This is a genomic window from Chloracidobacterium sp., assembly GCA_016716305.1.
In the GTDB taxonomy this organism is placed as follows: Bacteria; Acidobacteriota; Blastocatellia; order Pyrinomonadales; family Pyrinomonadaceae; genus OLB17.
In genome coordinates this window covers 1,373,541-1,393,710 of the sequence record JADJWP010000002.1, presented here as the reverse complement: position 1 = coordinate 1,393,710, position 20,170 = coordinate 1,373,541, and the positions used below count along the sequence as shown (strand labels likewise).

15 protein-coding genes are annotated in these 20,170 nt (G+C 54.2%); 7 read left to right on the top strand and 8 right to left on the bottom strand.

Going from position 1 to position 20,170, the window contains the following annotated elements; translation table 11 throughout:
• Positions 1 to 20: 20 nt before the first annotated feature.
• A complete protein-coding gene (gene ppsA, locus IPM28_08240) occupies positions 21 to 2,441 on the top strand; it encodes a phosphoenolpyruvate synthase (GenBank protein ID MBK9172983.1) in 2,421 nt (806 codons plus the stop codon).
• 45 nt (positions 2,442 to 2,486) lie between these two features.
• Here ppsA and IPM28_08235 read toward each other — a convergent pair whose 3' ends face one another.
• The 7 genes from IPM28_08235 to IPM28_08205 form a co-directional block, all read right to left on the bottom strand.
• The gene (locus tag IPM28_08235) at positions 2,487 to 2,918 is read right to left on the bottom strand and encodes a hypothetical protein (protein MBK9172982.1); all 432 of its coding nucleotides are present in this window, start codon (positions 2,916 to 2,918) and stop codon (positions 2,487 to 2,489) included.
• Between the two features lie 66 nt (positions 2,919 to 2,984).
• On the bottom strand, positions 2,985 to 4,265 hold the full coding sequence (locus IPM28_08230) for a hypothetical protein (protein MBK9172981.1): 1,281 nt from the start codon (positions 4,263 to 4,265) through the stop codon (positions 2,985 to 2,987).
• A 14-nt stretch (positions 4,266 to 4,279) separates the two neighbouring features.
• The gene (locus IPM28_08225) at positions 4,280 to 6,484 is read right to left on the bottom strand and encodes a hypothetical protein (GenBank protein ID MBK9172980.1); all 2,205 of its coding nucleotides are present in this window, start codon (positions 6,482 to 6,484) and stop codon (positions 4,280 to 4,282) included.
• A 117-nt stretch (positions 6,485 to 6,601) separates the two neighbouring features.
• A complete protein-coding gene (locus IPM28_08220) occupies positions 6,602 to 7,528 on the bottom strand; it encodes a hypothetical protein (GenBank protein MBK9172979.1) in 927 nt (308 codons plus the stop codon).
• 239 nt (positions 7,529 to 7,767) lie between these two features.
• A complete protein-coding gene (locus tag IPM28_08215) occupies positions 7,768 to 10,842 on the bottom strand; it encodes a CHAT domain-containing protein (GenBank protein MBK9172978.1) in 3,075 nt (1,024 codons plus the stop codon).
• A 2-nt stretch (positions 10,843 to 10,844) separates the two neighbouring features.
• Complete coding sequence (locus IPM28_08210) at positions 10,845 to 11,816, bottom strand: hypothetical protein (GenBank protein MBK9172977.1); 972 nt, start codon at positions 11,814 to 11,816, stop codon at positions 10,845 to 10,847.
• A gap of 105 nt (positions 11,817 to 11,921) precedes the next feature.
• Positions 11,922 to 12,503, bottom strand: coding sequence for a hypothetical protein (locus IPM28_08205; GenBank protein MBK9172976.1), 582 nt, complete (start codon positions 12,501 to 12,503; stop codon positions 11,922 to 11,924).
• 261 nt (positions 12,504 to 12,764) lie between these two features.
• Between IPM28_08205 and IPM28_08200 the strand changes: the two genes are divergently transcribed.
• The 6 genes from IPM28_08200 to IPM28_08175 all read left to right on the top strand — a co-directional run bounded on the left by IPM28_08200 (position 12,765) and on the right by IPM28_08175 (position 18,436).
• On the top strand, positions 12,765 to 13,313 hold the full coding sequence (locus IPM28_08200; protein ID MBK9172975.1) for a DUF2085 domain-containing protein: 549 nt from the start codon (positions 12,765 to 12,767) through the stop codon (positions 13,311 to 13,313).
• Between the two features lie 78 nt (positions 13,314 to 13,391).
• Positions 13,392 to 13,673 (top strand): hypothetical protein, encoded by a 282-nt coding sequence (locus tag IPM28_08195; protein MBK9172974.1) that lies wholly within the window; start codon positions 13,392 to 13,394, stop codon positions 13,671 to 13,673.
• Positions 13,674 to 13,738: 65 nt separating this feature from the next.
• Complete coding sequence (locus IPM28_08190; GenBank protein ID MBK9172973.1) at positions 13,739 to 15,166, top strand: S8 family serine peptidase; 1,428 nt, start codon at positions 13,739 to 13,741, stop codon at positions 15,164 to 15,166.
• A gap of 229 nt (positions 15,167 to 15,395) precedes the next feature.
• The gene (locus IPM28_08185) at positions 15,396 to 16,001 is read left to right on the top strand and encodes a hypothetical protein (GenBank protein MBK9172972.1); all 606 of its coding nucleotides are present in this window, start codon (positions 15,396 to 15,398) and stop codon (positions 15,999 to 16,001) included.
• An 86-nt stretch (positions 16,002 to 16,087) separates the two neighbouring features.
• On the top strand, positions 16,088 to 16,927 hold the full coding sequence (gene rsmI / locus IPM28_08180; GenBank protein ID MBK9172971.1) for a 16S rRNA (cytidine(1402)-2'-O)-methyltransferase: 840 nt from the start codon (positions 16,088 to 16,090) through the stop codon (positions 16,925 to 16,927).
• A gap of 150 nt (positions 16,928 to 17,077) precedes the next feature.
• Complete coding sequence (locus IPM28_08175) at positions 17,078 to 18,436, top strand: hypothetical protein (GenBank protein ID MBK9172970.1); 1,359 nt, start codon at positions 17,078 to 17,080, stop codon at positions 18,434 to 18,436.
• An 89-nt stretch (positions 18,437 to 18,525) separates the two neighbouring features.
• Here the strand turns inward: IPM28_08175 and IPM28_08170 are convergent, their stop codons facing one another.
• Complete coding sequence (locus IPM28_08170) at positions 18,526 to 20,154, bottom strand: M20/M25/M40 family metallo-hydrolase (protein ID MBK9172969.1); 1,629 nt, start codon at positions 20,152 to 20,154, stop codon at positions 18,526 to 18,528.
• Positions 20,155 to 20,170: the final 16 nt, after the last annotated feature.

Sequence of the window (20,170 nt, the reverse complement as noted above, 5' to 3'; positions counted from 1 at the left end):
TCCCCGAGAGGCAGTGAATAATGAGTGAGAACAGAGCGTTCGTTCTTGATTTCAGTCAGGTCGGTGCAGGCGACGTCGCGATAGTTGGCGGAAAGTGTGCGAGCCTCGGCGAATTGTTTCGTGAACTGACGATGCAGGGCGTCCGGGCCGTCGACGGCTTTTCTACGACGAGCCATGCCTATCACACGCTTCTTGACACCGAGGGACTCAGGAACCGGCTCAAGAAACTGCTCAAGAATCTCGATGTGAACGATCTTGACGAACTGGCCCGGGTCGGCGGCGAAGCGCGCAAGATGATGATGGAAACGCCGTTTCCGGCCGAGGTCGAGGCCGCGATATTGGACGCGTACGTTCGGCTCGGCGACCGGATCGGCAAAAAAGCATTCGAGGTTGCCGTTCGGTCTTCGGCAACGGCCGAAGACCTGCCTGATGCTTCGTTTGCCGGCCAGCAGGACACGATCCTGAACGTCCGCGGCGAACAGCGTCTGATCGAAGCATGCCGCGAATGTTACGCGTCGCTTTGGACAGATCGCGCCATCTCGTATCGAACGGCCAAAGGATTTGATCATTTTGACGTCGCGCTTTCGATCGGCATTCAGCCTATGGTGCGGTCAGACATCGCATGTTCAGGCGTGATGTTCACGCTTGATACTGAATCGGGTTTTCGCGAGGCAGTTGTCATTAACGGCGCTTGGGGACTCGGGGAAGCCGTCGTGCAGGGAATGGCGACGCCGGACGAATGGATCGTGTTCAAACCGACACTCAAGCTCGGATTTCGTCCGATCATTACCCGAAAACTTGGCGTCAAAGAGGTCAAGATGGTCTTCGCCGACGACGGCACCGGGACCCAGGTGCGAGACGTTGTCGAAACACAACGGAATCGACTTTGTCTTGCCGGGTTTGAGGTTCTTCAGTTGGCGCATTGGGCATGCGCGATCGAAGATCATTACTCTAAATTGGCCGGCAAGCCGCAGCCGATGGATATCGAATGGGCAAAGGACGGCATCACCGGCGAGCTATTCATCCTGCAGGCAAGGCCCGAGACCGTTCATGCTCAGAAGGCTGAAAACTACATCGAAACATACGAACTCACAGGGATACATGGCGCTCCGCTGACCTCGGGCGTAGCGGTCGGTGAAAAGATCGGAAGCGGGACCGCACATGTCATGCTCGATTCCGCAAAACTGAACACGTTCAAGGAAGGCGAGATCCTTGTTACCACCATGACCGACCCGGCATGGGAACCGATAATGAAACGGGCCGCTGCGATCGTCACCGAGCGAGGCGGCCGTACGTGCCACAGCGCAATCATCAGCCGCGAACTTGGCATTCCGTGTATCGTCGGTACCGGCGACGCTACGGAAAAAGTCAGAAACGGCACCGATATAACTGTCAGTTGTGCCGAAGGCGATGTTGGCAATATCTATTACGGCAAGGTCGATTTCAAGGTCAAAAAACACAAGATCACCAGTACCGAACGGCCCCGAACGCAGGTCATGATGAACGTTGGCGACCCGGACCACGCATTTTCGGTATCGCGTCTGCCGAACGATGGTGTCGGACTCGCGCGACTTGAGTTCATTATCAACAACCACATCGGTATCCACCCGATGGCGCTTGTGAATTATCCGAACCTCAAGAAACGCGAGGACATCGAAACCATCGCAAATCGGATCCTTGAGGAAGACCCGAAAGAATTCTTTGTCCGCTCGCTTGCCGAGGGCATCGGCCGCATCGCCGCAGCGTTTTATCCGAAGCCGGTCATCGTGCGAATGTCAGACTTCAAATCGAACGAGTACGCGATGCTGATCGGCGGAAAGGAGTTCGAGCCGGTCGAAGAGAACCCGATGATCGGATTCCGCGGTGCGTCGCGTTACTACGATGACCGATACAAGGCCGGCTTTAAGCTCGAGTGCCTCGCCCTTCTGCGGGCACGCGAAGACATGGGCCTGACGAACATCAAACCGATGATCCCATTCTGCCGGACGGTCGAAGAAGGTGAGAAAGTAATTGCTTTGATGGCCGAATACGGACTCGTCCAGGGTGAACACGACCTTGAGATATACGCCATGTGCGAGTTGCCCGCGAATGTCGTGTTCGCCGATGAATTTCTAAAGGTGTTCGACGGCTATTCGATCGGCTCCAACGACCTCACCCAACTCGCTCTCGGGCTCGACCGGGATTCGGAAATGGTCGCGCATTTGTTTGACGAGCGGAACGGAGCCGTCGAGAAAATGGTTGCGATGGCGATCGACGCCGCAAAAAGAAGCGGTAAAAAGATCGGTATTTGCGGCCAAGCCCCTTCAGACTACCCCGAGTTTGCCGAATTCCTCGTTCGACGAGGGATCAACTCGATCTCGCTGAATCCCGATACGGTGATCCAGACGACAAACCACATTCTCGAGACCGAGAAGACTCTCGACATGGCTGCAAGCGGTTGATCGAGGCTATCCCGGCCCGGCCACCGATCGAAATTGCCGCCGCATTCACGGCTGTCCGGGTGCCTCGTCCTCGTCGTTTGCTATTGTCCCGATCAGCGAAGAGCTGATCGTTACCCGGAGCGGCGATTGCGATCGGATCAGTCCCATCACAGGTTCAAGCATCGATTCCGGCAGGTAAAAGTTTCCAGAGAGGCCGTTGCTTGCGACCGAATTTTGCGGTATTGCCAGATCGGGCCTGATGAAGATCAAGCTGCATTGATAGGGCGCGTTCCTTACGATCAACCGCGCCGACCACGAATATTGCGGATTTGGCTGAATATAAAGTCTGTAATCTCTCACCACGAACGAAAGCGACAGTGTCTGGGCCGACACTCTTCCGGTAAACGCCATCCCGATCGCTCCGGTCAGAATGCCCTTGCCAAGCAACCCGATCGCGTCGCGTCGCGAAAAGCCATTTAATTGATATTGTGAACTCATAATTTTTCTTACTCCTATCGATGACTGGTAAAAGTAGATAAAATGTGTCGCGCCCGACCGGGTTCGCTATTGTGGTTGCGGAGCTTTATCAGCGTTCTTCCCGATCACGAACGAACGCGATTGTGTCGTGTTGATCTCTGTACCGCTCGTGTCGATGACAGTTACTGACCATGTGAGCTTCTGATCCGCAAATCGTTCAAAGATCCAACTCGGCGCCCGATACATGGTCATTGGCGGGACGAGGAGCGCCTTCAACACGTCCGTTCCTTTTTCGTCACGCAGAACAAGCCGGTATGCTGATGCGTTCTCAAGATCACGCCAGGTGAAGACCAGTCCGGCATCGCGATCGGCAGTCGCATTGTTGGCAGGATAGACCGCACCGTTTGTCACCCATGCTGCAGACGGCGACTCTGCAGTGACAAAGAAGCGAAGAGCCGGCATAGGAAAGGAGGCCACCGCGCCGCTGTGCACAATGCCGTTTCCGACGCCAACGGCACCGAGATTTGAATCCGACTCTTTGTCGTCGACCGCCTCGACCCGCAACAGGAGAAGGTACTGGCCTGCGGCGATCGTCGGCATACGGACGGCGGGATCGAGCTTTAGGGTGAACTTTCCGGTCGGCAGCAAAAAGTGGTTAAAACGCGCGACCTGTGTATAGCGTCTTTGAGTCCCACGCAGTTCGATCGGAAGCGTTGCTTCGGTCAACAGATCACGGTCGGCCGGCAATTCCTCACCTGGTTGAACTATCTCCCAACGGCCCTTCAAGCGTCCGGTACCGTTGTACTGGATCTCGGCGGCGATCTCGGGAAAAGCTTCGCCGGAACGAACGAAGAGGACCGGTTCACCTCCAGGCGTCTTGATCTTCACGTCGGTCAAAGCAAAAGGCACGCGAGCTCCACCGCCCGTCATTCGGCATGTGACGTTGACGAACTGATCAGGACCGCCGGAGGTCGATACAAATCGGCGCACATAAAAGAAGCCCGAATTTTCACCTGCGACCGCAGCTTGATATGCACGCCTCACGACCGACGGCGGGATCGCCATTATGTCGGTAAAGCCGCTGTTTCCGCTGGCTGTGGAACGGTCGTAGCGAAGCGGAAGAGATCCGAATATCGTGTCAGGCCGACACTGCAAACCCACCGCGGGCGGCACGGCAGGTTCGAGTTCGCCGCACCAGATAGCCTCGGCGGCGACGTAGCCCGCAGGTATCTGGCCAAATGTCAGAAAGACGGTCGTCGGGTTCTGCGAGTTAACGTTCACGCCCGTAGGGTTCACGACTATCGTTTGCGCATCGATACAGACCGCCAGCATCACGAGCATCAGGATGGGACCAATTGTGATATTCATCGTTATGTCTCCGTTCAGAGGATGTTAAAGCTAAGCCCGAAATTGAAGGCCTGCGTCTTGTTGTAGCTATTGACGGTCTGGATCCGGTCGATCGTGTTGCCGTATCGGTTCGAATAGCGGATGAAGAACTGCGTGTCGAGCTTTTTGAATTTCTTCTTGCCGAAAGCGAATCGGTACGACCACTGCAGGTCAAACTCGGCATTTCTGGCGTCATTCTGGTTACCGGTATCACCTGCAAGGCTGAATGAGATACCACTCGTGAAGACCGAATTCTTCAAAAATGCGGTGCGCCAGGTCGCCCGTGTGCCTAGCCGAAGGGTCCTATCTTTTCGGGGCTGCTCAAGATTATTCTGCATTTCATCAGCGATCTCGACGTCAAGATCCAGATCTTTTGTCGGCTTCGTCCCGATCGAGAAAGCATTTACCGTTGACCGAAAATCCGCGCGTTCGCGCCCAGGCTGACGATTGTCCTGAAAGGCCCGCGAGTATCGATACGAGAACGAAAGGGCCTCGGATAACGTCCACTGACTGCTGAACGCTTGTGCAAAGCTCTTTTGGTCCGGCACCTGTGACGGGTCCCTGAACTCTCCGTTCGACGGCAGGGATTCACCGAATTGATGCAACTGATCGAATGTGTACGAGATCGTAGGGAGCCACTTGAGAGGCTTCTTTGTCATCACGAACGGAGCTATCGGCAGACCGATGATGATGTTGCTTCTGCGGTTCAATGTCTTCAGTATCGAGGCTACTCTCCCAAGATTGTCGCGGTCGCGCAAGTTGCCGAAGGCGAAGGTCAGTTCACCAAAATTACCGGTGAATTCGAACTGATTCTGATGCCGATCGGCTTGCGTTGATGCCCCGATGCTTCTGTAAAGCGGCTGGATCTCTTCGTGCCGGTAGGTGCCGGTGAGCTTCAGCTTCTTTTCTCGCCAGAGCTTTAGCCCTCGCAGAAAATCGAAGCTTATTTCGGCGAACCTTGCCGTTCGCCATGTTTCGCGGATAGCCGTAAGTGTCTGGCCTTGTTCGAGTTGGGGATCGGCGGGATTCGTGAACCGGTTTCGGGTGATCCCGGCTTCGTATCTTATTCGATCGCCTTTGTCGTTGCCTTTTACGCGGAACCCGAAACCGAAGCTGCGTTCGGCATCGTTAACGGTGCCCTGATTGGCGTTAGCGAGAGGCAGTAGTGAGCCGCGCATCACCGTAAATTCCACACGCAGCCCATTTGGCCGCTCCTTTATGAACTCGCGCGCAAAGCCGAGGCCGATCACGTTGTGTTTTCGACGAGTGATGCCCAGAAAATTGTCATATCCGACGATCGATGTGCCATTCATCGCCGCGACAGTGATCTCGTTTTGCTTGCCCATCGGTATCACGGCGGATATCCCACGGCTCGAGAAGCTGTTGATGAGGTGACGGTTCGAACCGAATGAGACGTGGCCCATGTTCAGTTTGAACCGATCCTTGCTCAGTTCGATCAGGTAGCTTGAGAGATCGATCATCGGTGCTTCGTTCTGCAGTTCGCCGAACCTGAGTGCGTTTTGTTTGAAGCCGACGCCTACGAGATCGAACTTGTTCGTGAATGTCCAGCCCCGTCGTGCCACTTTGAATTCGAGGCCTGCTTGTCCGTCGACGTCGGTGAAGGGGTTGCGTGTCGGTGCCGATTCTCTCGGGAAAGTCAGCGTTTGATTCTGGCCTTTTACGTTCAGCGTAATGGTCGGCGTGAACTGAAACTTCGTTCCGCCGACATCGGTTGCAGACGACGCTGCGGCTTGCGGTTCGGGTGCCGTCGGGACCGAAGCATCAGCGATGGAGATCTCGGGTTCCGCCGCGACCTTCATAGCGAGTTCGTTTATCTGTTTCCACTCACCGCTGACAAGTACGTGGTAGACAGTAACGCGGCTTTCTCCGATCGGAAACGGAAAGAGTTCGGGCTTATAGCTAAGATCATTTCCCGACGAAGTGAAAAGGGCAGTGACGTCCGTATTATCGATCATCACCGCGATTCGGCCGTCGGCGGGTTCGATCGTCCGGCTGACGGTCAGAACTATAGGGGAAGTGCGGCCGATCGTTTTGCCGGTGAAATTTGCCGTGACCTCGATATCGTCGGTGCCGGCGGTTTGTGCGGTCGATCCGACGTAAACTAGGGCTGCGATCAACATGACGAACACAGCAATCGGCCGTACTGAAAAGAAGATCTTTTTTTCGTTCTGGTTCTGCATTTCGGTCAACTCCGGGAAATGGAGACGGGCGCTTGCGGTCGTGACCGCGTGTGCGATATCAGGGTCGAGGGACTTGAGACGGCAAAGCCTTAAGCTCTGCCGTCTCGATCGTCCCGATCACGGACACTTTGCTTTGTATGTGCTGGTGAAAAAGGGAACCAGCGGATTGATCTCACCGCTTTCTTTGGTAATGTTGAACCCGATCACCTCGAAGTTGCTGTTGTTCGTGATCCGCAAGGACCATTGGCCCGTGAGGGCAGCGTCGGCGGCCGAGATAGCATATTCAAAGTTGAGTTTCGGCGACTGATTGGAATGGAACGAATAGTATGTACCGGTTTTTGCTACAGAGCCGTTTGGCTTCAACAGCTCGATCTTAAGCGGTGCGAACGTATTCGGGACGATGTTGACGGCATGCCACTTTCCACGCAGCAGGAGGTCGCCTGCCGATTTGCCGATCCCAAAGACCTTTCGGGTGACAACGCTTCCTTTTGTGATCGTCGTCGTTCCGGCTCCCTCAAGATCGAGGTTTACGGTGTTTGGACAATTAGGCGTATACACACTCTTAAAGTTCGGAACCATCGGATTGACGTCGCTGCCTTTTTCAATATTGAATGCGATCACCTCGTCATTGCTGTTGTTCGTGACGACGATCGTCCAATTGCCGCTTGCCTCGGCCTGAGCCTGAGTAACGTTCAGCGTTATGTCGCATTTCGGGGTCTTGTTCGAATGGGTGGAATAGCAGCTCGGCTTTGACGAGAGAACGGTCGAACCTTTGCGCACTTCAACCTTTAGGCTATTGAACGTGTTGGGAATGATGTTGACGGCGTGCCATTTATACTTGAGCTTGAGAGAGCCCGAAAACGCCGGGATGCCGTAGATCTTTCGGGTCACGGTGTTGCCCTTTGGGATCGTTGCGGTCGTGCCTTCCATATCAAGCTTGATGTCGTCGGCAAGTGCCGAACCAAAACACACGAGCATGGTGATAACGATCGCGGGGATCGCGCGGTAGACGGCGGAACAGTTGATCAGTGATTTTGCTTTCATTTTCCTTATCTCCTCAGTTAGTTTGTCTGCGATATCCCGTCCGCTCCATAACGGTTTCTAACGGGTCTCACTATTAACTGGCGAATATCGGAAAATGTGTCGCAAAAAAAAGAACTTATCGGAAGCTGTCAAATTATCGCGGAAAACAGGGCGCACAGTCGCAGAGAACACCGCGACGATCGAACGATATTTCGATCGCACCAATGACTTCCCACCACATTTGCGAGGATGATCCGGGTCTAATTTGGGATCGGGCGCCATTCACCCTGCAGGGTGAAACCGGCCCAGAAGAATGGCTGACGTGTAGAGCGCTCTTTAAGCATCGAGACCTGTGCATCACGCAACGCGGCGGCCGGAGCCAGGCCTTCGCGGAACATACGCTGATAAAAGCGCCTCATCAGATCGGCAGTTGCTCGGTCCTCGACGCGCCAAAGGCTGGCCATCACCCGTGGGGCACCGGCATACATAAAACCTCGCGTGAGGCCAACGATGCCCTCACCCTTGATATCTTTTCCGAGGCCGGTCTCACACGCACTGAGAACGACGAGGTCGGCGGCGATCTGCAGGTTATAAACGTCATGGAGCCGCAGAAAACCGTCCCTGGGACGTCCGCTCTGATCGAAAAGCGACAGGACGATCCCCGATAGTTCGGGAAAATCGCTATTCACCACGCCGTGGGTCGCAAGATGGATATAACGCGATCTGCGGAGGTTATCTCCGGTCGCCGCTTCGACGTTTGCCGCAAAGTCCATGGCCAGGAATACATCGCTGTCTGGTGTGAGCGTCGCGATCGCTTCGGCTTCGGTCCGGGTGAATCTGAGCCTGCTGAAATCGGACCGCAATCGGGGCGATATCAGCTTCGGGGCGTTCATTACCGCAAGTGCCGTTTCATCCTTCTTGCTATCTTCATTCGAACTCACCCGCGGGTCGTCATTGCTAAAAACCGGATCTGCAAAAACTGCGATCAGATTTCTGGAAGGCGAAGTCTCGGCTGGTTTTCGCCTGAGAAGCGGAATGATCGAAGCCGATGGGAGACTAACGACTTCGTTGGTCTCGATAAGGTGTTTTCTGGACGCACCCGCTCCGCTGGCAGGATTCATTAAAGCCCCGAAAGGAAGATACTGCAGAATGCCCGACGATACGATCAAAAGACGTTTTTTCTCAAGCCTAGCCGCGACCGGCTTAAGCAGAACGTCGCCTAAGCGGTTCAAATACGTGATAGCGTCGCGGTCGGCACGCGCGATGCGTTCATTTCTTTGCCTCAGCGTTTCAATTTTGACGTCGGTCCCGCGAGCCTTGACGGCCCCAAGAGCTCGACGGGCCAGATCGTCGACGATCTGCTGTTTTGGGATCTGAAATATCGAGAGCTCCTTATCTGTGATGAGGAAAAGGAATGAATTTTCTGTGCCGACAAAATACTCCAATAAAACTGAATCAGGGTCGAGCGAAGCCTGGATCAACGGCAGATCGAGCGGTTCGGGACTGGTCAGTGCCGCAAAATTCGGGCTCGTCCGGCGTATCTCGGCCTGGATGAGGCGATACTCGCGAAAAAGCCCGGTCAGTTCGCGTTCTAAGGCGGCGGCACCTTCAACGGATCCGCTACGGACAGCCTCAATGCGTTGCGATTCTTTTGAGTTTATCGTCTGCCGAAGCAGCGTCTCTTTTGTCCGGAGGCCGGGGTCGATCCCGCTGCGGATATTCGCATGCGACTCACCCAGCGAATCGAGCAAGCTTCTTGCACGTGCGCTTTCACTGACCTTTAGTGCAATGGCATCCCAGCCTTTGCCGGGTTCGGCCCGATGCTGAGCCACGAGCTGCGTGATGTAACTGTCGAAAAACTTATGACGCTCGGCAAGAAAACTCGCACGCAGACCGGGTGCTGATATCGTGACCCGAAGGTCGTCGAGGATCTGATGGGCCTCCGCCATTTTTTTCAGCGAGTCGGCGTTCTTTCCGTTCTTAAGATCGAATTGTGCCGATCGGAACAGAGTTTCAGGCAGATCGGCAAGAAAGTTATTCTTTCGCTGGATCTCTTCCGCACGAGCAAAACCAGCAACTGCATTTTCGTTCTCGTTCAGCGATGCGAACGCGCGGGCAAGTAAAAGGACAATATCGCCGACGGAAGCCGCGTCACCCGCAGTCTCAGCTAATTCCAGTGATTGCTGGAAATAGGGAATTGCCGTTCTTGCGTCGTTGCTTTCGAGATGTACGAGGCCGATGTTTCGCAATAGAACAGCTCGTCCCTCATTGTTTTCAATGCTTTGGTGAAGTTCGAGCGCCTTGGAATAGTGATCCAAAGCTGACGAGCGGTCATTCATCGCCCAGTAGACAGCCCCGATAGAACCGAGGCTCTTGGCCTCTTCCCGTTTCGAACCACTCTTATTGTGTTTTAAACGAACCTCCTGCATCAGGGCGAGAGCCTGATCGAAATCGCCGAGCGTCCGGTAAAGCGAAGCGAGGTTATTGAGTGAGGCTGCTTCACCAAAGCCGTCCCCAATCTCTCGTCGGAGCCGTAAAGATGTTTGGTAAAGATCGAAAGCCTTTTGAAAGTCTCCTAGGTCTTGTTGAACACTCCCAAGGTTATTTAAGACGGTAGCTTTGTTCCGTGTGTCTTTGAGTTCCTCTGTGATAGCTAGTGCCGACTCGTAGTATTCGATCGCCTTTTGCTTTTCGCCTCCGTCGTCGAAAGATTTTCCGAGGTTTATCAGCACAAGGGCCTCGCCACGCCGGTCATTTACCTCGCGGCGAATCGCCAGCGAACGGTTAAAATTCTCAAGTGCGATCTCGATATTCCCCAGGTAATAATTGAATGTCCCGATGCCGTTCAGCACTGAAGCGACCTTTTGCTTCTGGCCTGATCCGACGAATAGGTCATGGGCCTGCTGAAGGAATTCCAGGCCTTTTCGCGGTTCACCTACCGCATCATAGGTCCATCCGATATTTGCGAGGACCGTTCCCTCAAGATCGCGGTCGCCTAACCTCCGCGTGATCGGCAAAAGCATCAAAGAATGTTCGAGCGATTGCCGGACATCACCGCGGTAGTAGGTAATATCAGCCATTTTTTGCAGGGCAGCGGCCTGCTGCTTTTCGTCGCCCAGACGCCGCCATATCGTTAATGCAGCGGCGAATTTAGCCAACGCGTCGTCACGCGACCGTGGTGTTTCATTTGCAAGGAGTTCATTGGCCTGCCGCATTAGGCCTTCAGCTTCGGCTCGTTCGTCAGAGGACTGGGCGGACAAAGGCACCCAGATGGCGGTGACCATCACAACAACCAAGAGCGGCCTGATCAAACGATTTGTTCTGAATCGACTCATTCTCACCTCTTTGCAACGGAAAACTCGTAGTAGTTGATGGTCTCACGAGAACCATCATCGAGGATTCCGAATAGCGCTAGTTCGTAGACACCAGGCTTGAGCTTGGCGGCGGCGACGCTGACCGAATATCGGTTCGATCCTTCGCGTTTTGGTGCGGCAGTCTCGCGGCGGTTAATAAGTGTTCCACCGCCGGTCCTGACTTCAGCAAGCAAGCGAGCGTACCTGGCTTCATTCTCGAACGCCGCGCTAAATGCAACGATCTTAGCCGATTCGGGTATCTGGATCACCTTTCGGTCACTGCTCCTTACCGACGGCAACAACGTTACGGCGAAGACGCTTTTCCCATCACCTCGTGTCTCCGGCCGTGGTCCACGGTTCGCTTCGTTCGGTATCTCGGTGCCATTACTCGCATTGACCGAATTTTGCGTTGCATTTGTGTTCTCATTGACCTGCAGATCATTTCGCGGTTCGGGTCGGTCGATCAAAGTGTTTACGTTCTCTGACGTGGGTGTTGGAACAGTTGATACGATCTCGTTCGAGTCAGGGCGTAACGCCATCCACCAGAGGAATATCAGCGGGACCGTTATCACGACCGCTAAACCTGTCATGACGAGCCGTCGTGTTGCAAACAAGGCCTGCATGGTTGCCCAGATCGATACGGGTTCATCATTCGCCACCGCTGATACGTCGGTGGTGCCGATATTCAGTTTTTGATGGAGCACCCGCGAAGCTGCGACCCTGGCCCGTCGGCTGTCGCTGTTAAGATAGTTCTTCTCGAAGGCCTGCGCATCCGTCTCCGACATCTCACGCCGAATGTAAGCGTCAGCAAGGTCGTGTTCGAATTCATCGAGAGCGGCCGCCAGATCGGGGTCGACAAAAAGACGATCCTCAAATTCGCCGAGAGCCTCGTTCGAGAAGAGTCCATAAAGGTAATCTCGGAAATCGGCATTGCTGTAATTGTTCTTGATTGCCATTGGACCAACGTATGCCCGCGATGCTTGAATTCGCCGTTCGGCAACACTTCCTCACAATGTACTGGTTCGATCAACGAAAACGTGTCGCCGATCGCCCGAAAAAGTTCACGATCGGCCGAGGCAGTCCGTTATACATGCCTCCAGCGTATTTCTGAGCCGAACTGCGCGATTGCGCAATGCGTTTTGTGCAATGCCGAGTCGTTTGGCGATGTTCACGCGGTTACCTATCTTTTCGCTCTTTTCGCCTGAGTAATATCCAACGATCAGCTCACGATTCTCGACTGTCAGATCGTCGAGACATTTGTCGAGACACGACGCCCTGGCCTCGTCTACGGCCGTATCGAATGCATTTTCGGTCGCCGGAATGTCGGGCAGGATGTAGTCTGTTCTCGACTGAGGCGATTTTCGTACTTCGAGGACTACCATCCGGGCGATGCCGAGGGCGTAGGTTTTTGCATTTTCGATCGCGGTGCCGGTCGCGAGCTTGTGTGCCAGCCTGTTCAAGACCTCATCGGCATGGTCATCGGCGAATGCGACCGAACGGACCTCGAAAAACCTGACCAGGTTTCGCCTGAGTTCCAGGTAAGCTTCACCGCCGTCCTCCCCTTCGGACGCGAGACTGCCCAACAGCCGGGCAAGTGCCTCGCTGTCGAGCTGCCATTTGGTTCGCAGGGTCTTAGGTTCCACGGTTCGTGTGCCGGCTGACTGCGTTGGATCGTTTTTCAGAACGACGCACTGATAATTACATAGCGCACAGCTCACAATCAAAAGAAATTTGGCGAGTGTGGAAGGTCAGGTCTCTTCGGATCACTCTTGAATGCGCGGCCGGTGGCCGAGTTCCGATATTCGAAACCCGACCGTTAACATGGTAATATCCGAGAATAACCGGCCATCGCCATTAACGATGTGAGGTCGATCGCCGGGCTCTCGAATGCGCAGTCATACGTAATGCGAAATACAGTAGCCGACGACCGATCAGGAGTTTATAACTCAGTGTATGCGCGGGGCGAAATGCGGAAACGGTCGTACCGCGTTTTGGTTTTTTGCCTCGCGATAGCGTTTATATGGCTGGCCGCGATCGTGTCGCCGCCGGTGCTTGCATCGCTGGGTTCACACCCGGCTGCTGCCGGGGTCTTTTCGTTTTTTGGCTGGATGTGTCACCAGATCCCTGAGCGTTCATTCCATTTTGCCGGCGAGCAGTTAGGGGTCTGTTCACGCTGTTTCGGAGTCTATTTCGGACTGCTGGTCGGGTTCGCCGTATATCCACTTTGGCGGAACATCGAAAACATCGAACCGCTTCCGAGGCTTTGGCTTTTCGCATCTATCGTTCCGCTAGGCATCGATTTCGCATTGACCTTTTTCGGCATTTGGGAGAACACGCATTTCTCCAGGTTTGTAACCGGGTTGATCTTAGGAGCGGCGTGTGCGACCTACATCATTCCGGCCGCGGTCGAGATCGCCCAGAACTTTGCCCACGCCCGCGCACGGCGTGCCTGAAGGCGTATGCTATTGCGTCGAAACATTCATTGACTATTGGTCGTAAAAGTCGCAGAATCGGAAGTAATACGACTAAACATGAGCTTTGATAAAGACAGTGCGGTAAAACGAGCGAAGCAGGACCTGGCCGAACGGCTTAAATTGAACGAGGACGACATAAAGGTCGATTCGGTCTCGTCAAAAGAGTTCTCTGACATGTCGCTTGGTGCGCCGGCCGATGGCGAAATGGCGGCCCAGATGATCGCCTATGGCTGGCAGATAAGTCTGGGAGCCGGCGGCAAAAGTTACGATTACCGAGCCGATAAATATCAGCTTCGGCTTAAAGGTTACGGCGGGAAGAACCACGTCATCGTATATTGACCAGCATTTTTGGGGCATATCAGGTCTGGCCGTTTTGGCCAGCAAGTTTCCGGGAGATTTGAAGTATGAATCGCAATAATATCTGGATACACATCGGTATCGCATTGATCCTCGTCACGCTGGCAGCAGTGCTTGGGCAGATCGACCGTTGGCGGGCAGGCCTGCGTCCCGCGACATCGGAAACTCGCGATATTGCCAGATCGGCGGGCAAACCTAACGCGGTGAAACGAAGCCGTTCAGATTCAGAGCCTGAAGTGCTTGTGCGGTTCAAGCCGGGCGTCAGCATGACCCAGATCGCCAAGCTGGTTGCGAGGAATAACGATCGCGTCGAAGACAACGTCGAATTCGTTCGTGGGTTGACGTCGATCGATGATCTTGACGATGCCGATCCGGCGGCGGTCGCTGCGCAATATACCGCAATGACCGACCTTGTCGAGTATGCCCATCCTAACTATCGCATCGAGCTGGGAACACCCGACGCCAAACCGGTCGAAGAACGGTTTGAAGATGACGTCACATCCTCGCCTAACGATCCTCATTTTGCTGATCAGTGGGCATTGAACAATGACGGTTCGGGCGGCGGACGCAAAGGAGCACATATCGATGCTTTGAAAGCCTGGAACATCACGAAAGGCAGTTCGGAGGTGGTCGTCGCGGTTCTTGATACAGGGGTCGATTACACACATCCGGACCTGATCTCGAATATGTGGATCCGGCCTGAAAATGTCCCCCAGTATTCCGACGGCGAACTTGGTGCATTCAATGACAGGTATGGATTCAACGCCGTCGACAACGCCGCCGACCCGATGGACGAAAACGGGCACGGAACGCATTGCGCAGGCGTGATAGGTGCAGAAGGTGACAATGAACTCGGGATCGCCGGGATCAATTGGAAGGCCCGGATAATGCCGCTCAAATTTCTGGGTCGAGGCGGCTTTGGTACGACCAAAGATGCGATCGAAGCGATCAATTATGCGGTCGATCGCAAGCAGAAGGGTGTCAACGTCCGCATAATCAGCGCCAGCTGGGGATCGACGCAGTATTCGAAAGCGCTTGAGGATGCGATACGAGCTGCCGGCGAACAAGGGATCTTGTTCATTGCGGCTGCCGGCAACAGCAGTACAGATAACGATCGGCGTCCGCATTATCCATCGAACTACAATTTGCCTAATGTAATCAGCGTTGCGGCGCTGGACCGCACGGACTCTCTGGCGTCGTTCTCAAACTACGGTGCAAAGACCGTTCATGTAGCCGCACCCGGAAAAGAGATCGTCTCGACGTGGCTAAACGAGGCATATCGCGAGGCATCCGGCACCTCCATGGCAACGCCGCATGTTGCCGGCATTGCCGCCTTGATCGTTGCAAGAGATCGCAGCATCACCGTCGAAAAGCTTAAAGAACGCGTGATGGCTGCCGTTGACAAGATCGAACAGCTTAACGGCAAGGTCGTCTCGGGCGGCCGCATCAATGCAGCAAAGGCCCTTGCTAATTAGCTTGCTTACCATCTGATTCAATCCATCTACGAAATGGAGCATTGTGTTCCTTACGCGAAGGAAACGGTGTTCCATTTCGCTTCTATACATCTCCGTATCTTATTGCAAACAAATAGCTAAGCATTTCAGCGAGGTGTTTTGTGGCGGTTTGGCACGCTCATTGCCCTATTCATCAGCGGCAGTGGCCGAAACCATTGCGTTAACAAAAAAGGTTAGGGGGAGAAAGAGAATGAATCGAATCAACAAAATTATCGCGATCACTGCATTTTCGCTTTTGGTTTTGGCACTGCCGTCCGTCGCATCCGCGCAATGGCGTGACCGTGACGACGATTACTACGGCAACGGCGGATATGGTAACGGGAGCTATAACCGAAACATCCGCGGCACGCTGCAGAATCTGAAAAACCGTGCGAACAACTTCGAGAAGATCACAAACCGGATCGAGGATCGGAACGACGACCGTTGGGGCAACCGAAACGGCAGATACGGCGGCGGATACAATGGCGGGATCGACCGCATCGAGGATCTTGCAGATCGCTTCCGTAAGGCTACAAATGACCTTTTGGACGATTACGGCAACGGCCGCAATCTGAACAATAGCCGCGACGAGGCACGACGCGTTCTTGACCTCGGCGGCCAGATCGACCAGATGATCTACAGCACACGTGGAAACAGGCAGCTGCAGAACGAATGGAACATGATCCGGCGAGACCTGAACGTCGTTTCGCAGGTCTACGGATACAACTACAACAATGGCGGCCAGAATAACCGCAATCGCGGAAACAACCGCAACGGCGATTGGCGCAACCGCATACCGTTTCCGCTTCCTTTCTAGTTGAACGAAATACGCAAGGGGTAGCCCGGGCAATTAATTTGTCCGGGCCTTTTCCGTTTTTTGGGTTGCCGAATTAACATTCGTCTATGCCCGGAACACTTTACCTCGTAGCGACGCCGATAGGGAATCTGCAGGACATGACGTTTCGTGCGATCGAAACACTAAGGAACGTTGACCTGATCGCCTGTGAAGACACGCGGCATACCCGAAAGCTACTGAATCACTTTCAGATCGCAGCAAAGCTGATCAGCTTTCACGAACACAACGAAGCTGAACGCGCGGTCGAACTCGGACGGCAGTTGTCCGAAGGAAGTTCGATAGCGGTCGTCACCGACGCGGGAACACCGGCGATTAACGACCCAGGTGCGCGGCTCGTTAGAACGGCGATCGAGCTCGGGGTCAGGGTCGTCCCGATCCCGGGCGCCGTCGCATTCGTCAATGCTCTTGTGGCCTCGGGGCTTCCTGCCGATTCCGTCTTTTTTGGCGGGTTCCTTCCGTCAAAGAAAGGCGAGAGGCGAAAGCGCCTCGACGCCGTAAAAGACATACCTGCAACACTTACCTTCTATGAAACGCCTCACCGAATAGCAGCCGCACTGTCTGATTGTCTTGATATCCTCGGCGATCGGCAAGCTGCCGTCGGTCGCGAATTGACGAAGCTTCATGAAGAGGTCATTCGCGGTTCGATCAGTTCGCTTGCCCGCCATTTTTCTTCTGCAAATTCGCGCGGAGAATTCGTTCTTGTAATTGACCGTGCAGATGAAAATGCGCGGGCCGAAGATCGGTCAACGCAATCTTTGAAAGAGCGGATCAGCCAACTTGAAGGCGAGGGCCTTGAAAGAAAGGCGGCGTTGAAACAAGCGGCAAGAGAGTTTGGCCTTAGCCGTTCTGAAGCCTATCGTGCGGTTCAATCCGAAAGCGGGAAGTAAAAGCACGAAAGGCGGCAGCGAGGGAACTATTTCCGCGGTCCGGTGTCTAAATCAAAGAGAAAAAATGTGCCGGGCGAGCAACGCTTTCATGAGTCGCAGATTCTGAATAGTTGCGGTTTCCAAATTCAGTCATTAAGGAGTCTTGGTTATATGTTGAGGTCCTTTGTATCTTTTGCGGCGATCATGCTGCTGCTTGCCGCTACGTTCGTCATGCCGCCCTCCGCCGAAGCACGCCGATGCGGTGAGAAGCCCCCGGAAACGCTTCTTTCGCTTTACCGAAACAGTACGGGAATATATGTTTCGCGATTCGATCGCGTTGAAGATTTTGCGGTCATCGAAGATGAAAAAGAGTATTCGGTCGTCGATATTCGTAGACACTTCAGTGTTTCCGGTACGTTGAAGGGCGAAGCCCGAAAGTTTGTAGTTGTCGAGGAACAAGAATATCGGAGCAAGGACATACAGCCCGAGGAACCTGAATCGGAAGAGCAACTGCCCGCAGAGACCGAAACTCCTGAAACCGATGCTGACACCGAGACCGAGGAAGAAGAATATTTTGGCCCGCCAAGACTCGAGCCCGGCGATGAGGTCCTTATCTTTGTGAAGAACGGCGAGACCGAGGGTTCCGTCGTGCTGACTGACTACCGTGATGCTGTAAAGAAGCTAAACCCGGAAGCGATGGCCGCATATGAACAGCGGGTAAAGGAACTCAATGGTATTTTTGGTTCCGGAAAGGTTGACGACGCTGAGATCGTTTCCTGGCTTGTACGAACCACCGAAGACCCGATCACGCGTTGGGAAGGTGCTTACGAACTCAACACCGCTTTTGAGACGTTCGAATGGAAAGAAAAGCGCGCGGCGATCGTTAAGGAAAAAACGGCCCGCGGCGAAAAGCTGGAAGACTGGGAGATCGATCCCGAAGAAGGCAGTGAAGGAGATGAGACCGAGATCGACACTTCGGCATATGCTCGGTTATTGACCGATGGACAAAAGCAGCGATTGCTAAACGTGCTTCTCGAACAGATGCCTGCCAAAGACGGCGCCGAGGGTGAGGGCAAACTCCGAAAGATGAGCGAAGGTGACCGAATCCTTCTTGAGCTTGTTGCACGGTGGGGCGATGACCGCCTGGCTGTATTTCTGCTAGAGCAGCTGAAAGCAAATCCTGATGTGCCTTATCTTAACTCGCAGTTGATGGAAAAGATCGCGCTGGTGCTGGACGACCAGAGGGTAAAGGATCTTGCAGAACGCTATGGCAGGATCTATTACGAAGACAGCGAGGAAATTACCGACGACGATGCGGAGGCCGTCGTCATGGAAAAAACCGACACCGACACGCCGGAAATTCCCGAGACTGGCGAACCGTCGAAGGAGGCTGACGCTGATATTGAAAGCGCCGGATCAAAGGTCAAACGAAAGACCTATGGCGAGCTTCGCGCGGAACTGATGTCGGCTTTTGTATTGCAAAGCGAGCAGGTGCTGGCAGATCCGGAACGACAGTTGGCTGCCAAATAAGTGTTCGGAAAAGTAGCGTGAAAAAGGAGCGGTTGCGGCCGCTCCTTTTTTGATGACGTGATTTTCTTCTGATCGTAACGATGCAGTGGTCAACGCTGCGTAAGCTCCGGCGGCAACTTCTTGTCAACTGCAGGCCGCTGTTTCAGATCGGTCAATTCCCACATCGTCAAGAAGATCGTCCGGGTGATCTTTTCCATCTTTTGATAGTCGATCTTGTCCGGATGGTCGCCGGGCTGGTGATAATCCTCGTGAACGCCCGTGAACCAGAATACGATCGGTATGCCGTTGACCGCGTAATGAAAATGATCCGACCGGAAAAAGAAACGATTCGTATCCTTCGGGTCGTCATACTTCAGGTTGTAATCGAGTTTCTGGTATGCAGCATTGGTGCCCTTTGCCACCGCGCCTAAAGTTGAGCTCATCATTTCAGAACCGATCACATAGACCTCGTTCGGTCCAGAAAGATCCTTGTTCCGCTCGTTAGTGTCACCCGGTTTTTTGCTGCGGCCGATCATGTCGATGTTCAACTGTGCGACGACCTTTTTGATATCGACCGTCGGGTTCTTGTTGAAATACTCAGCTCCCCAAAGCCCCTTTTCCTCGCCCGCATGCCAGACGAACAGCACCGAGCGCTTTGGGCGGATGCTGGACCTAGCGAGAGCCTCAGCTATCGCGAGAACGCCGACCGTGCCCGAGCCGTCATCATCGGCGCCGTTCCAGATCTTATCGTCCCCTGGGGCATTCTGGTTCGTTCCGACATGATCGTAATGGGCTCCGATCGCAACCATTTCACTTTTCAGGACCGGATCTCGTCCTTCCCAGATCGCGACCACATTCTGAGTCGATTTGCGTTCGACCTTTGCCATCGTCGAAACGTTCGCGGACTTGTTTATGGCGAATGCCGCGGCCGACTCTTTGCCGGCCGATTCGCCCGCGAATATCGCATCTCCGACCGCTGTCGAAACAAGGACGACCGGAAGCGCTGACGCGGAGGGAGCAGTATCACCGGGCATCTCCATCGATGTACGTCCACGCCCAAGAAACCCGCGAGCCTGCTGCCAATTTGCCTGCAGCTGCGGGGACGCCACGAGGATAATTCCCGCCGCTCCTTTTTGCATCGCATAGGTCATCGGGTCGGCCCAGTCCGTACCCTTTGCACCCGCGAGATCGTCATCCGTTACTCCGGCAGGCCGACGGGTCACCGTCTGAAGGTCGGGGAAACCGGCCGTATAAAGAACTACGATCTTGCCGCGGACATCCATGCCGGAGTATGGATCGATATTCTTCGATCTGATCATCCAGCCGTTGCCTCCAAATACCATCGATCCCGATCCAGTGCCATTGCCGGCCATGCGGAAAAAATCGCTGCCAAGGGCGAACGCCCGATCGCCGATGCGGACAGAATTGCTTGCAGCTTCGACGCTTTCGGTTCGAAGGGTGATCTTTTGAAAGAAGGTGCCGTTGTCGCCGCCGGGTTTGAAACCCCACTTCTTAAGGTTCATTTTTAGGAATTCGGCGGTGACGTCGAGTCCCTGCGATGGGGTATCGCGTCCGGCCATTGCATCGGACGCAATGAAATATAGATAGCTGCTGAGCTGATCGGCCGTTATGGTTTCGGCGATCTTTCTTTCGGCAGCTGAAATTTTCACGGTTTGTGAAAACGCCGTCGGCGCGAGCAATGCGACGAACAGCACCAATAGATACAGATGTTTTCTCATTTCTTCTCCGGAAATT